12 protein-coding genes are annotated in these 13,349 nt (G+C 55.9%); 7 read left to right on the top strand and 5 right to left on the bottom strand.

Features of this window, described 5'->3' with window-relative positions; genetic code table 11:
- Positions 1-108 precede the first annotated feature (108 nt).
- On the top strand, positions 109-1,146 hold the full coding sequence (locus ACN0WX_RS07880; RefSeq protein WP_417621737.1) for an SPOR domain-containing protein: 1,038 nt from the start codon (positions 109-111) through the stop codon (positions 1,144-1,146).
- A gap of 15 nt (positions 1,147-1,161) precedes the next feature.
- Here the strand turns inward: ACN0WX_RS07880 and serB are convergent, their stop codons facing one another.
- Positions 1,162-2,043 (bottom strand): phosphoserine phosphatase SerB, encoded by an 882-nt coding sequence (gene serB / locus ACN0WX_RS07875; RefSeq protein WP_417621736.1) that lies wholly within the window; start codon positions 2,041-2,043, stop codon positions 1,162-1,164.
- On the opposite strand from serB, the gene miaA reads away from it, so the two are divergent.
- The 4 genes from miaA (at position 2,036) to ilvC (ending at position 6,493) form a co-directional block, all read left to right on the top strand.
- Positions 2,036-2,971: a tRNA (adenosine(37)-N6)-dimethylallyltransferase MiaA gene (miaA, locus tag ACN0WX_RS07870; RefSeq protein ID WP_417621735.1), complete on the top strand. Its 936-nt coding sequence runs from the start codon at positions 2,036-2,038 to the stop codon at positions 2,969-2,971. The genes serB and miaA overlap by 8 nt on opposite strands.
- 119 nt (positions 2,972-3,090) lie before the next feature.
- Positions 3,091-4,836 carry an acetolactate synthase 3 large subunit gene (locus ACN0WX_RS07865; RefSeq protein WP_417621734.1) on the top strand — a complete coding sequence of 582 codons (1,746 nt, stop codon included), beginning with the start codon at positions 3,091-3,093 and terminating at the stop codon, positions 4,834-4,836.
- Positions 4,836-5,351: an acetolactate synthase small subunit gene (gene ilvN / locus ACN0WX_RS07860; RefSeq protein ID WP_417621733.1), complete on the top strand. Its 516-nt coding sequence runs from the start codon at positions 4,836-4,838 to the stop codon at positions 5,349-5,351. The genes ACN0WX_RS07865 and ilvN overlap by 1 nt, the downstream gene beginning before the upstream one ends.
- A 122-nt stretch (positions 5,352-5,473) precedes the next feature.
- Entirely contained in the window at positions 5,474-6,493 is a 1,020-nt protein-coding gene (gene ilvC / locus ACN0WX_RS07855) for a ketol-acid reductoisomerase (RefSeq protein ID WP_417621732.1), read from the top strand.
- 27 nt (positions 6,494-6,520) lie between these two features.
- On the opposite strand, the gene ACN0WX_RS07850 is transcribed toward ilvC, so the two are convergent.
- The gene (locus tag ACN0WX_RS07850; RefSeq protein ID WP_417621731.1) at positions 6,521-6,919 is read right to left on the bottom strand and encodes a BLUF domain-containing protein; all 399 of its coding nucleotides are present in this window, start codon (positions 6,917-6,919) and stop codon (positions 6,521-6,523) included.
- A gap of 323 nt (positions 6,920-7,242) precedes the next feature.
- On the opposite strand from ACN0WX_RS07850, the gene leuA reads away from it, so the two are divergent.
- Together leuA and ACN0WX_RS07840 are read left to right on the top strand one after the other, a co-directional pair.
- A complete protein-coding gene (leuA, locus tag ACN0WX_RS07845) occupies positions 7,243-8,901 on the top strand; it encodes a 2-isopropylmalate synthase (protein WP_417621730.1) in 1,659 nt (552 codons plus the stop codon).
- Between the two features lie 78 nt (positions 8,902-8,979).
- Positions 8,980-9,951, top strand: coding sequence for an NAD(P)H-dependent flavin oxidoreductase (locus ACN0WX_RS07840; protein ID WP_417621729.1), 972 nt, complete (start codon positions 8,980-8,982; stop codon positions 9,949-9,951).
- A gap of 7 nt (positions 9,952-9,958) precedes the next feature.
- On the opposite strand, the gene ACN0WX_RS07835 is transcribed toward ACN0WX_RS07840, so the two are convergent.
- The 3 genes from ACN0WX_RS07835 to fabF are packed head-to-tail and all read right to left on the bottom strand — an operon-like array spanning position 9,959 to position 13,314.
- Positions 9,959-11,029: a TIGR00341 family protein gene (locus ACN0WX_RS07835; protein ID WP_417621728.1), complete on the bottom strand. Its 1,071-nt coding sequence runs from the start codon at positions 11,027-11,029 to the stop codon at positions 9,959-9,961.
- 52 nt (positions 11,030-11,081) lie between these two features.
- Positions 11,082-12,053: an endolytic transglycosylase MltG gene (gene mltG / locus ACN0WX_RS07830; RefSeq protein WP_417621727.1), complete on the bottom strand. Its 972-nt coding sequence runs from the start codon at positions 12,051-12,053 to the stop codon at positions 11,082-11,084.
- 4 nt (positions 12,054-12,057) lie between these two features.
- A complete protein-coding gene (gene fabF / locus ACN0WX_RS07825; RefSeq protein ID WP_417621726.1) occupies positions 12,058-13,314 on the bottom strand; it encodes a beta-ketoacyl-ACP synthase II in 1,257 nt (418 codons plus the stop codon).
- Positions 13,315-13,349 lie beyond the last annotated feature (35 nt).

Below are 13,349 nucleotides of genomic sequence, written 5' to 3'. Positions count from 1 at the left end.
GAAAAATGCGCCTTTTTTTGCTAGACTTGAAGAGTCCCGGCAGTTTAGCAATGATGAGGTCGGTTAATGTCGCGTTATTTTTACCAACTGATCACCAAGGAATGTTCCATGAAAAAGGCCAATCGTCCTCTCAGCCCGTTATTCGGCCTGGCGCTCCTGATGTTTTCTACACCGGCCTTGGCGGATGTGAAGGCCGGGGTTGATGCGTGGGGGCGTGGCGATTTCCAAACGGCGATTAACGAATGGCGTGGACCTGCTGACCAGGGTGATGCCGATGCCCAGTTTAATCTTGCCCAAGCCTATAAGTTGGGACGCGGCGTTCCGCAGGATTTGGGCGAAGCAGAAAAATGGTATAAAAAGGCCGCCGATCAGGGGCATATGCAAGCTAACGACAATTACGGTCTCGTATTATTTCAGAACAACCGGCGTAGCGAAGCCCTGCCCTATTTGCAGGCATCTTCCGCGCGCGGGGAACCGCGGGCACAATATGTTTTGGGTACCGGGCACTTTAATGGTGATTTTGTCGAAAAGGACTGGATCAAGGCCTATGCCCTCATGACCCGCTCGTCGGCACAGGGTTTACCGCAAGCAACGTCCAACCTTGCTCAGATGGACCGTTTCATTCCCGTTGATGACCGACGGCGTGCGATTGAACTCGCTGGCCAGATGGAACAAAATGAAAAGCGCGTCCGGACGGCACAAATTGGGGGCCTGAGCCCGGCAATTTCAGGTGGCACTGTGCAGACAGCGCAATTGCCGCCTTCCCGCCCGGCTCTGCCCGCAGCGGTGCCGGAGCAGAGTCCGATTACGCCCGGCGTAACTTATGCCCCTGCTCCAACCCCTGCGCCAGCACCCGCGCCAGCACCCGCAGCCACCGTCGCAAGCGCGCCGGCTGTCCGCACACCAGCAGCCAGTGGCGACTGGCGTGTACAGCTGGGGGCATTTAGTGACGAGAACAAGGCGAAAGCCCTGTGGAACAAGCTGGAAAACAGTGTGTCAGAATTGGCTGCATTGCAGCCCTATCTGGTCAGGACGGGCGGTATTACACGGCTGCAGGTCGGTCCATTTGCTACCCGCGCGCAAGCGGATTCGATGTGTGGCAGGGTAAAAGCCTCCGGCAATGACTGCATCACGAAGCGGCCCTGATATACCAAAATGGCGCTAGTCTGTAACCCACTGATCGGCGGCAATCCCCTGAATATAGAGTAGTGCCGTCAAATCATTGTGACGGATGGCCACGTCGGCGGCCTGTGCAGCCTTGGGCTTGGCGTGATAGGCGACACCAAGACCAGCGCGCTCGAGCATCGGAATATCATTGGCGCCATCGCCGACCGCCAGACACTGGTCCAGATGCAGGTTTATCGCCTTGGCACCCGATTGCAGCAATTCATCTTTGCGGACGGAATCGACTATGGGACCGTCGAGACCACCCGTTAGCAATCCTTTGTCCTCACCCAGGACATTGGCATAAAAAGACTGAAATCCAATTGCTTGTGCAACAGGTTTGGCAAATTTAGTGAATCCACCGGAAACGAGAATCGTCTCGGCGCCCAGCTTTGCCATGGTCCGGACCAGAATATTTGCACCCGCCATGACTTTTACCCGTTCATCAAGACATTGCTGGATGGCAGTCGTTTCCAGCCCCTTGAGCAACGCCACCCTGCCCCGCAACGCTTGTTCGAAATCCAGCTCACCAAGCATCGCGCGTTCGGTAATTTCTGCGATTTGCGGTTTGATCCCCGCATAATCCGCCAGTTCATCGATACACTCGATAGTGATCATCGTGCTGTCCATATCCGAAATCAGCAGTTTCTTTCGCCGATTTGCTTCCGGCTGCACCGCAACATCGACTTCGCTTTCAATCTTTTCGAGATATTCCCGCGATATAACGGGATCTCCTTCGAAGAAAATATCCAGCACCCGCCCATCGATTATGTCGGATTGTCGGATGATATTGGCGCCGGATGCATCCAGACCGGCAATGCCCGATCTAATATCTCTCTCATTCAGGGAATCTTTTGCTATGAGCGTGGCAATGAACATGATTTCTCCGAAACAGGACAAGAATGTTGCGCTGATCGTCGGACCGACGGCCAGTGGAAAATCCGCCTTGGCACTGGACATTGCCAAAAAGCAACCCTCGGTAATCATCAATGCTGATAGCGCGCAGGTATACAGCGACCTTCAAATATTGAGCGCCCGCCCGACGGAGGCCGAAATGGGCGGTATCGAACACCGGCTTTTCGGCTATATTGACGGCTCGGAGGCTTGTTCGGCCGCGCGCTGGGCCGATGACGCCAAGACGGCAATTGCCCATGCCCAGGAACGCGATCTGTTGCCCATATTGGTCGGCGGCACCGGACTTTATGTTCGGATATTGCTCGAAGGCATCGCCCCGATACCGGAAATCGATCCAGAAATTCGGCATGAAATCAGATCATTGGAAAGATTGGAAACATATCAGGCGCTGCAAAAGGCTGATCCGCTGTCGGCGGGACGATTGAGCCCAACCGATACCACCCGCATTCAACGTGCGCTGGAAGTGGTCCGGTCGACCGGCAAGCCACTCGATCACTGGCAAAAGCACAAGACGGGCGGCATTGCCGATGACATCAGATTGCACCCGCTGGTCCTGTTGCCGCCGAGAGAGTGGCTATACCAGCGCTGTGACTTGCGGCTGGAGCAGATGGTCCAGCAGGGCGCGCGGGAGGAAGTCGAGCGCCTTCTGGCCCGCAATTTACCGAAAAATTTGCCGGTTATGCGGGCGATTGGCGTTCCCGAATTCGTACGATGGCTGACTGGCGAGATCCTCCGCGAGACGGCGATTGAGCAGGCCAAAACGGCGACCCGCCGCTATGCGAAACGCCAGTATACTTGGTTCCGTAATCAGTGCCCGCCCGAATGGCTCCGGATAGAATCGGCATTAAATAACGATATGACCGGTATAATTGAAACTATATTACGCGATTAGGCCTTGACATAACATAATCATATATGTAGCGAGCCCGGAATTAACAAAGCCTTGCCTATTGCGGTGCCGTGCATCATGGCGGGGCCGCAGTGCAAAACAGACAGCTAATGGAGTATGATGTGGCCGAAAAAAGCGGCGCTGATATATTGGTCGAAACCCTGCTGGATATCGGCGTGGATACCGTTTTCGGCTATCCCGGTGGTGCTGTGCTTCCTATTTATGATGCGCTTTACGAGCATCCCAAGATCAAGCATATTCTCGTTCGCCACGAACAGGCGGCGACCCATGCAGCGGAAGGCTATGCCCGTTCGACCGGCAAACCAGGCGTCGTCCTGGTAACCTCTGGCCCTGGCGCAACCAATGCCGTAACCGGTATTACCGATGCGCTGATGGACAGCATCCCGATGATCGTCATCACCGGCCAGGTCGCAACCAATCTGATCGGCACCGACGCCTTTCAGGAAGCCGATACAATCGGCATCACACGCCATTGTACCAAGCATAATTATCTGGTGAAAAAGCCTGCAGATCTGGCACATATTGTCCAGGAAGCCTTTCATATCGCAACCCAGGGCCGCCCGGGTCCGGTTGTCATCGACATTCCCAAAAATGTCCAGGTTGCAGCGGCAGAATTTAGCCCCAATGCCGCCAGAGGCAATTCGCGCTATCAGCCCCAGACCGAAGGCGACTACAAGGCTATCAACGCTGCTGCCGAGATGATCATGAACGCAAAGGCGCCGGTCCTCTATACCGGTGGCGGGATCATCAATAGTGGACCAAAAGCGAGCGAAACTTTACGGGAACTCGCCGAATTGATGGGATGTCCGGTCACTTCGACCCTGATGGGGCTCGGATCTTTCCCGGCCTCTTCCGACAAATGGCTGGGCATGCTCGGCATGCACGGTACGTTCGAAGCCAATATGGCGATGAACAAGGCCGACCTCGTGGTCTGCCTCGGTGCCCGCTTTGACGACCGGATCACGGGCAGGATTGATGCCTTCTCGCCCAATAGCAAGAAAATCCACGTTGATATTGACCGATCGTCCATCAACAAGACCATCCGCGTCGACCTGCCCGTGGTCGGCGATGTTGGCCGGGTGATGGAACAGTTGATCGCGGTACTCAAAGGCCGCCGCTTTGCCACGCCAGACCATGAGGAATGGTGGTCGCGAATCAAGGGCTGGCGCGCAACCAACTGCCTCGATTATCCTGAAAATAAAAAAGAAATCATGCCGCAGGAGGCCATTCGCAAATTGTGGGAAGCCACGCATGAACGCGAACCGATCATCACCACCGAAGTCGGACAGCATCAGATGTGGGCCGCGCAGCATTTCGATTTCGAAAGCCCCAATAAATGGCTGACCAGCGGTGGTCTCGGGACCATGGGCTATGGTCTTCCTGCCGCCATTGGCGCACAGCTGGGCAATCCCGATGCGCTGGTAATTGATATCGCCGGCGAAGCATCGATCCAGATGAATATTCAGGAACTGGGGACGGCCACCCAATATCGCCTGCCGGTGAAGATATTCATCCTTAACAATGAATATATGGGCATGGTCCGCCAATGGCAGGAGCTGACATATGAAAGCCGTTATTCAAATAGTTACAGTGATAGCCTACCAGACTTTGTGAAGCTGGCAGAAAGCTATGACTGGACCGGCATCCGGATCGAAAACCCCGCCGATCTAGAAGCTGGTATCCAGAAGATGATCGAGACTGATGGACCGGTCATCGTCGATTGCCGGGTCGCCAAACTCGCCAATTGTTTCCCGATGATCCCGTCGGGCGCAGCCCACACGGAAATGCTTCTCACCGAAGCTGATGTGAAGGGTACGATGGATGATCAAGCAAAGGCCCTTGTCTGATGCATATTCATGAAGAAGCCGTCGAACGTCACGTTCTTGCCGTCATGGTCGACAATGAAGCCGGTATATTGGCGCGTATCGCCGGTATGTTTACCGCGCGCGGTTATAATATCGACAGCCTCACCGTGGCCGATATCAGCGAAGATCACGCGGTCAGCCGGATCACCATTGCCACCAACGGCCCGCCGCACGTCATCGAACAGATCATCGCCCAGCTCGACCGGCTGGTGCCGGTGCACAGCGTCCGCGATCTGACCGAATCCGGTCCGCATGTGCAGCGCGAACTGGCGCTCGTGAAGGTTGCCGGCAAAGGTGAGAACCGGATCGAGGCCATGCGCCTCGCCGATGCCTATCGCGCACGGATTGTCGATGCATCGACCGAGAGCTTCATTTTTGAAATTACCGGGGCACCCGAAAAGATCGAGACTTTCGTTGCTTTGATGCGTGAAGTCGGGCTGGTTGAAGTCGGGCGAACAGGGGTTGTTGCGGTTGGGCGAGGTCCAACGGCAGGTTGAGTTCAGTTTAGTTAAACCGTCATTCTGAACTGGGTTCAGAATCTCTTCCAGGGCTCATACTGACCCTGAGAAAGATGCTGGAACAGGTTCGGCATGACAAAACGAAGGAAAGAACAGATAATATGAAAGTCTATTATGACGCCGATGCGGACCTCGGCCTGATCACCGGGAAAAAAATCGCTATTGTTGGTTATGGCAGCCAGGGCCATGCCCATGCCCAGAATCTCCGTGACAGCGGCGTCAAGGACGTTGCCATTGCCTTGCGCGCCGGGTCTGCCACCGCGAAAAAGGCCGAAGACGCCGGTTTCAAGGTGATGACCAATCAGGAAGCTGCTGCCTGGGCCGATATTGTCATGATCCTCGCACCCGATGAACATCAGGCTGCTATTTATGCCGATGACCTGCACACCAATATGAAACAGGGCGCCGCCCTCGCCTTTGCTCATGGCCTTAACGTCCATTTCGGCCTGATCGAGGCGCGTGAAGACCTCGATGTCATCATGATCGCTCCCAAGGGCCCCGGTCATACGGTGCGCAGCGAATATCAGCGCGGCGGCGGCGTACCGTGCCTGATCGCGATTGACCGTGATGTCTCCGGCAATGCGCATGATGTCGCGCTGGCTTATGCTTCCGGCGTCGGCGGTGGTCGTTCGGGCATTATCGAAACCAATTTCCGCGAGGAATGCGAAACCGATCTGTTCGGCGAGCAGGCCGTGCTCTGCGGTGGTATCACCCATTTGATCCAGGCGGGTTTCGAAACCCTGACCGAAGCCGGCTATGCCCCCGAAATGGCCTATTTCGAATGTCTGCACGAAACCAAGCTGATCGTCGACCTGCTCTACGAAGGCGGGATCGCGAATATGCGCTATTCCATCTCCAATACTGCAGAATATGGCGATATCACAACCGGCCCACGGATCATCACTGCCGAAACCAAGGCGGAAATGAAGCGGGTATTGGCCGACATCCAGTCAGGCCGTTTCGTGAAAGACTTCGTTCTCGACAATCGCGCCGGACAGCCGGAGCTTAAGGCAGCACGCAAACAGGCGGCAGCCCATCCGATTGAGGAAACCGGCGCCCAGTTGCGGGCGATGATGCCCTGGATCGGCGCTAACAAGCTGGTCGACAAAGAAAAGAACTAGCACGAAAAGTGAACCGGGCAGGCAAATTCAGCCTGCCCGGTCACGAGCCTCGGCGAAGCTCAACAACTCCGCTGCCACATCGCGGTCGCAGTCTTTTACCAATTCGCTAACCGCATCCCGCAGACTGTTGCATTGATCGACGGTTTTCGACGCCATGCTCCATCCGGGAAACTGTCGCCGTTCGATCGAGCCGCTTTTCAGTCGGCTGATTGCAAAATGGCGGGGGTCCGCTGATATTCGCGCAAAAGTCTCTTCAACCTTGTCTTCGCTACCTTCGAGATATTGCAAGAAACGCTTGTGGTCCTGAATCAATATTCCGGTAATTTCGTTGCGACGATTATTTTTCGTCGCAGCGGCAAGGATCGTTAGCAGCTCGTCGCTGCCAAGGGCACGTTTTGGCGTACTGATGTAGACGAGACGATACATCGCGATTCCTTTCGGGGGCTTTGATAATTGTCTATAATGCCATGAAATTAACGGAATGTAACTCTGCGTAAAACGCACCGTTCCACAACCATATTGTGAAAAAATGCATCGTCATGGTTGATTTATCTGTCGGTGTGGATAAAACCGACCGCATGACACGGTCCGAAGCCCTCTCGCTGCTACGACTTATACGCCCTTAGGCGTATCTATGCTGCTGCTAAAAATGTGCAGCGCCCCGCCTAAGGGATGATTTTCCAGAAAATATAAGCAAACCCGCGAATTTGTGCCTTGCGCGCATCTTCCAGCAGCATAAGAGTGAAGACATGCACCAGAACCCGTCCCAGAAATATCGCCCGTTCCCGCAGATCGACTTGCCCAATCGGCAATGGCCCTCGCGGACCATCGACAAGGCCCCCCGCTGGCTCTCCACCGACTTGCGCGATGGCAATCAAGCGCTGATTGATCCGATGGATGCACAGAAAAAGCAGCGTTTCTTCGACCTACTGGTCAAAATCGGCGTCAAGGAAATCGAAGTCGGTTTTCCATCCGCCGGCGCCACCGATTTCGACTTTATCAGCGGTCTGGTCAAATCGGGCAGGATTCCCGATGACGTCATGGTGCAGGTGCTGACCCAGTCGCGCCGCGACCTGATCGAAACCAGTTTCGCCAGCCTGGAAGGCGCGCGAGCGGCCATTGTCCATCTCTACAACGCCGTTTCGCCAGCCTGGCGCGATGTCGTGTTCAAGCTCGACAAGCAGGGCGTGAAGGACATTGCCCGGGAAGGCGCCACGATATTGCGCGAACAGGCTGAAAAATATCCCGATACCGACTGGCATTTCGAATATTCACCGGAAACCTTCTCCACCGCCGAACTGGATTTCAGTCTGGAAGTGACAGAAGCGGTCATGGAAATACTCGAGCCGACCGCCGAAAAACCGATGATCCTTAATCTGCCGGCCACGGTCGAGGCAGCGACACCCAATATCTATGCCGATCAGGTCGAGTGGATGTGCACCAATATTAGCAAGCGCGAGCATGTCGTGATCAGCCTGCACACGCATAATGATCGGGGCTCGGGTGTTGCCGCTTCCGAACTGGGGATGATGGCAGGCGCAGACCGGGTCGAAGGCTGCCTGTTCGGCAACGGCGAACGGACCGGCAATGTTGATCTGGTTACACTGGGCCTGAACCTTTATACACAAGGCGTTGACCCGGAACTGGATTTTTCCAATATGGATGAGATCGTCAAGACCGTCGAACATTGCAACCAACTTCCTGTTCCGGCGCGGCATCCCTATGCAGGAGAACTGGTTTTTACCGCTTTTTCCGGCTCGCATCAGGATGCGATTAAAAAGGGCTTTGCCGCACAGGAACAACGCAATGACGAGCTGTGGAACGTACCCTATCTGCCGATTGATCCGCGCGATATCGGCCGGGATTATGAAGCGGTCATCCGGGTGAACAGCCAGTCGGGCAAAGGCGGTATCGCCTGGATCCTGGAACAGGATTACGGTCTCAAATTGCCCAAGCGCCTGCAAGCCAATTTCAGCCGCACCGTTCAGGAGCTGGCCGACGAGACAAGCCGCGAACTGTCCTCGGACGATATCTGGAGCGCTTTCCAGAAGCGCTATCATCTTGATGGCAGCGGACGATATAGCCTGGTCGACTATGATGAGCGGTCTACCGGCGGCGAACGCATTTTTGTCGGCAAGGTCAAGGGACCGGATGGCGAAATTTCGGTTAGCGGACGTGGAAATGGCCTGATTTCCAGCGTCGTTGACGCCGTTTCCTCGGCGCTGGGCGTCACGCTGGAAATCAGCGATTATAGCGAACATGCGATCGGTTCGGGAAAGGATGCGCAGGCCGCCGCCTATATCGAATGCAAGACCGATGATGGCAAAGAATTTTACGGTGTCGGCATTAACAGCGATGTTGCTACTGCTTCGGTCGAAGCGCTGCTGAGCGCCGTCAACCGGATTTAACCGGGCAATTAAAATAACAGTGGAAAATGCCGCTGCATCGGTTATTGCAGCGGCATAGTTTTTCAAATCGGGGTTTCCATGACTTTACCAGCCATTTTCGACAATCTTCGCCTGCCGCTTATCGGTTCTCCCTTGTTCATCGTATCAGGGCCGGAACTGGTCATTGCCCAGTGCAAGGCAGGCATTGTCGGCAGCTTCCCTGCCCTCAATGCGCGTCCGCAGAGCATGCTCGATGAGTGGCTGCACCAGATTACCGAGGAACTGGCCGCCTGGAACCGCGACAATCCGGACAAGCCGGCAGCACCGTTCGCAGTCAACCAGATCGTCCACAAGTCCAACGACCGGCTCGATCAGGACATGGCGACCTGCGCGAAATGGAAAGTGCCGATCGTGATTACCTCGCTCGGCGCAATCGAAGACCTGAATACTGCGGTCAAGGGCTGGGGCGGGATTACCCTGCACGATATTATCAACAACCGCTTTGCCCACAAGGCGATCGAAAAGGGTGCGACCGGCCTGATCCCGGTTGCGGCGGGCGCTGGCGGCCATGCGGGAACGTTATCGCCCTTCGCATTGATGCAGGAAATCCGCGAATGGTTTGACGGCCCCGTTGCATTGTCCGGCTCGATCGGCAATGGCGCGTCGATATTGGCAGCTCAGGCCATGGGTGCGGATCTTGGCTATGCCGGTTCGGCTTTCATTGCGACCAAGGAAGCCAATGCTGACCAGGCCTATAAGGAAGGTATCGTCGAAGGCAAAGCCAGCGACATCGTCTATTCCGACCTGTTTACCGGCGTGAAAGGCAATTATCTGCGCCAGTCGATCGAAAATGCCGGGCTGGACCCCGACAATCTCCCCGAAGGCGACTATAAGACGATGAACTTCGGTTCAGGCGGTAATACCGAGAAAAAGGCCTGGAAAGACATCTGGGGCTGCGGCCAGGGCGTCGGCCTGATCAGGGATGTGATGAGCGTCCAGGACATGGTCGACCAGTTCACCAGGGAATATCGGGAAGCGCGCGAGAGCCTGAAGGAACGGTTCAACTATTGACCGGTGACTATTCCGGAAGCTTTGTTGCCCGGATAGAAAAAGTTCCGCTGTTATCAAAAATTGGCTCGCTCCCGCCGAACGCTATGCGTCCGCCGATCAGGCCGACAAACAGCAGCAATATCACCAGCCAGATCAGGAAAATGCCGCTGGTGATCCGCCAGTTTCTAGGCGGCAATCCCTGAACCAGAAACGTGACGATGCCGGCGACATTGATGCAGACCAGATTGGTCGCGAGCAAGAACAGGGCTTTATAGCCCAGAACCGCTTCACCGCTGCCAAAAAATAGGCCAGCAGCAGCAATTGGCGGCACCAGCGCCACCGCTATCATCACCCCGACCAGCGCGAGCGACGCGCCCTGGCTGAACGCCAATACGCCAGCGGCGCCGCAAGCCAGGGCCAGTGCGATATCCGCCGGGTGGACAATCGTGCGGTTCCGGAGTTCGGGAACCAGTGGATCAACATCGATAGCCATGCCAAGCAGGAAAGTGAGCAGGAGCGCGGCCAATATGCCGGTCGACAATGTGATCATCGAACGGCGACCAAGCGCCTTGTCTCCCAGCGTCGCGGCCATGGCCATCGCCATGGTCGGACCGAGCAACGGCGCGATGATCATCGCTCCGATGACCACGGCGGTCTGGCCGCTACGCATGCCCAGTGCAGCAATCAGCGCCGACAGGATGACGGTCAGCAGATAATTTGGGCGAAGCTCGAGACTGGCTTCGATATCATCATATAGTTCGTTGGTGCTGATCCGGTCGCGCGTAAAAAACACTTCCAGCCTGCTTGGCGGCTTGTGCTTTCCGGACGGAGAAGGGGTAATTTCCTCCAGTTCGGGAATTTCCGGCAAGACGGCCTCGACCTGCAACACCAGGACAGAAAATCCTTCTGCCCCCTGGAAATTGTCGTCCAGTTCCGCAATCAGCTGCTCGATAGACCGGCTTGGCACGACGCAGGAAAATTTTTCGAGTCCGTCGGGAACGGGTTCCTGCCAGAAACGGCTGCAATGCCCGGCAATGATCAATTTCGCACTGGCCACCTGCGCGTCCGGTACGATTATTTCAACCAGCCTGGCCGACATATTTTGTCCCTTCCCCCTGCGATGCGATCGAAAGGCGCAGCGGCTTCACGGCCTACATCTCACCTCGCTCGCGCCGTATCGCAAACCACTTTTCGACATTTGCATTATGCTCTTTCAACGTCTCGGCGAAAACATGGCCGCCCTTGCCATCGGCGACAAAATAGAGCGAGTCGCTTTTTGCCGGGTTCAGGACAGCTTCAATCGACGCCCGGCCCGGATTGGCAATCGGCCCCTTGGGCAAGCCCACCATGGCATAGGTATTATAGTCATTGACCTGCGCAATTTCGGATTGCCGGATCCGGCGTCCCAGCGGTTTTCCCTTGGTGATCGGATAGATGATCGTCGGATCGGCTTGCAACATCATGTTGCGGGTGACCCGGTTGCTGTAGACAGCGGCGACTGTCCGGCGTTCTCTCGCCAATGCCGTTTCTTTCTCGACGATCGAAGCCAAAATGACAGCTTCCTCGGGGGTTTTGACGACACTGGCCTTGGTCCGTTTCGGCCACAGCTCGGCGAGCGTGTCTTCCATCGCCCTGGTCATCCGCTGAACCACAGCAGCGCGCGGCTCTCCGCGTTCGAAACTATAGCTGTCGGGCAAAATCGAGCCTTCCGCAGGAACCGGAATTTCACCCTTGAGCAGTTTTTCAGCCATCAGCTTTTCGTAAACGATGATTGATGGCGTACCTTCCGGGACGGTGATCAACCGCTGCACCGTTTTCCCGCCCTGGAGAATATTCAAAATTTGTGCGTTGCTAGCGCCCGCAGGGATTTCAAACTCGCCCGCCTTTATCGGTTCGGATCCCCCCAGAATCCTGGCCCGCGTCAAAAACATATCAGCGGATCGGATGACCCCTTCCGACTCCATGACCTGCGCTGCCGTCGCCAGCGTCGACCCTGACTTGATGATCACAGCCTGCTGCTCTTCCAGCGGCCCGCTGGCGACCCAGCCGTAGAGAAAATTGCCGGCCAGCAGCGTTATCATGACGGCCGCTGCTGCCACTATCAGGCAACCGAGACGGCGCACGATACTAGATCGCCTTCATAATGACGCTGGCATTGGTACCACCAAAACCGAAGCTGTTGCTGAGCACCGCATTTACCTTACGCTTTTTGGCGAAATGCGGCACCAGATCGACCCCGGCGCAAGCCTCTTCCGGATCATCGAGATTCAATGTGGGTGGCACAACCTGATCACGCATCGCGAGAATGCAGAATATGGCCTCGACGGCTCCCGCTCCCCCAAGCAAATGGCCGATGGCGGATTTGGTTGAACTCATCGACATAGTGGCAATATCATCGCCGAACAGCCGACGTACAGCGCCCAGTTCGAGCACATCCGCCATGGTCGACGTGCCATGTGCGTTGACATAGTCAATGTCGGCAGTCGTCAGACCCGAGCGCTTGAGCGCCATGGCCATCGAATTATAGGCGCCCACACCTTCGGGATGAGGTGCGGTGACGTGATAGGCATCGCCCGACAGACCATAGCCGACCACTTCACAATAGATTTTGGCACCGCGCGCGTTGGCCCTTTCATATTCCTCCAGAACAACAACCCCGGCGCCTTCCCCCATGACAAAACCATCCCGGTCCTTGTCATAGGGTCGCGAAGCCGCTGTGGGATCATCATTGCGCTTGGTCGACAAAGCCTTTGCCTGAGCGAATCCGGCAATGCCAATCGGACAAATCGTCGCCTCTGCGCCACCCGCCAACATCACGTCAGCATCGTCCAGAGCGATCATCCGGGCGGCATCCCCAATGCTGTGTGCACCGGTCGAACAAGCGGTTACCACGGCGTGATTCGGGCCCATCAGGCCATATTTGATTGAAACCTGACCGGAGATGAGGTTGATCAGACGACCGTGAACAAAATGGGGACTGACCCGGCTCGGGCCGCGTTCTGCGAGAACCAGCGATTCTTTTTCAATCCCCGGAAGTCCGCCAATGCCTGAACCAATTGAGCAACCGGTACGGAGCTTGTCCTCGTCCGACATGTCGAGCAGCCCGGCATCTTCAAATGCCTGTCCGGCGGCATCAATGCCATAGATGATGAACGGATCAACCTGCCGCTGAACCTTGTGGTCAACGCGCAGATCGGGATCAAAACCATATTCATGGTCTGCTGGCTTGACCTCGCAGGCGATATGGCATTTTTGATCGGAAGCATCAAAGCGCGTGATTTTTCCCGCGCCCGACTTGGAAGCCAATATATTGCTCCAGGTCGTTTCCACATCTCCGCCCAGCGGCGTCACCAGGCCCATTCCCGTTACAACTACACGGCGCATATCATGCTCCTCCTAGCGGACTTCCCCTGCCCTAA

This window comes from Parasphingorhabdus sp. (genome assembly GCF_048269915.1).
GTDB lineage: Bacteria > Pseudomonadota > Alphaproteobacteria > Sphingomonadales > Sphingomonadaceae > Parasphingorhabdus.
Note: the sequence above shows the minus strand (reverse complement) of the source record. Positions and strands in the feature narration are given on the sequence as shown.

Bases quoted from the DNA above. Each gene is read 5' to 3' on its own strand.
- serB (WP_417621736.1), bottom strand. From the start codon at position 2,043: ATGTTCATTGCCACGCTCATAGCAAAAGATTCCCTGAATGAGAGAGAT.
- ACN0WX_RS07840 (WP_417621729.1), top strand. From the start codon at position 8,980: ATGACTTTACCAGCCATTTTCGACAATCTTCGCCTGCCGCTTATCGGT.
- miaA (WP_417621735.1), top strand. From the start codon at position 2,036: ATGAACATGATTTCTCCGAAACAGGACAAGAATGTTGCGCTGATCGTC.
- ACN0WX_RS07850 (WP_417621731.1), bottom strand. From the start codon at position 6,919: ATGTATCGTCTCGTCTACATCAGTACGCCAAAACGTGCCCTTGGCAGC.
- ACN0WX_RS07835 (WP_417621728.1), bottom strand. From the start codon at position 11,029: ATGTCGGCCAGGCTGGTTGAAATAATCGTACCGGACGCGCAGGTGGCC.
- ACN0WX_RS07880 (WP_417621737.1), top strand. From the start codon at position 109: ATGAAAAAGGCCAATCGTCCTCTCAGCCCGTTATTCGGCCTGGCGCTC.
- fabF (WP_417621726.1), bottom strand. From the start codon at position 13,314: ATGCGCCGTGTAGTTGTAACGGGAATGGGCCTGGTGACGCCGCTGGGC.
- ilvC (WP_417621732.1), top strand. From the start codon at position 5,474: ATGAAAGTCTATTATGACGCCGATGCGGACCTCGGCCTGATCACCGGG.
- leuA (WP_417621730.1), top strand. From the start codon at position 7,243: ATGCACCAGAACCCGTCCCAGAAATATCGCCCGTTCCCGCAGATCGAC.
- ilvN (WP_417621733.1), top strand. From the start codon at position 4,836: ATGCATATTCATGAAGAAGCCGTCGAACGTCACGTTCTTGCCGTCATG.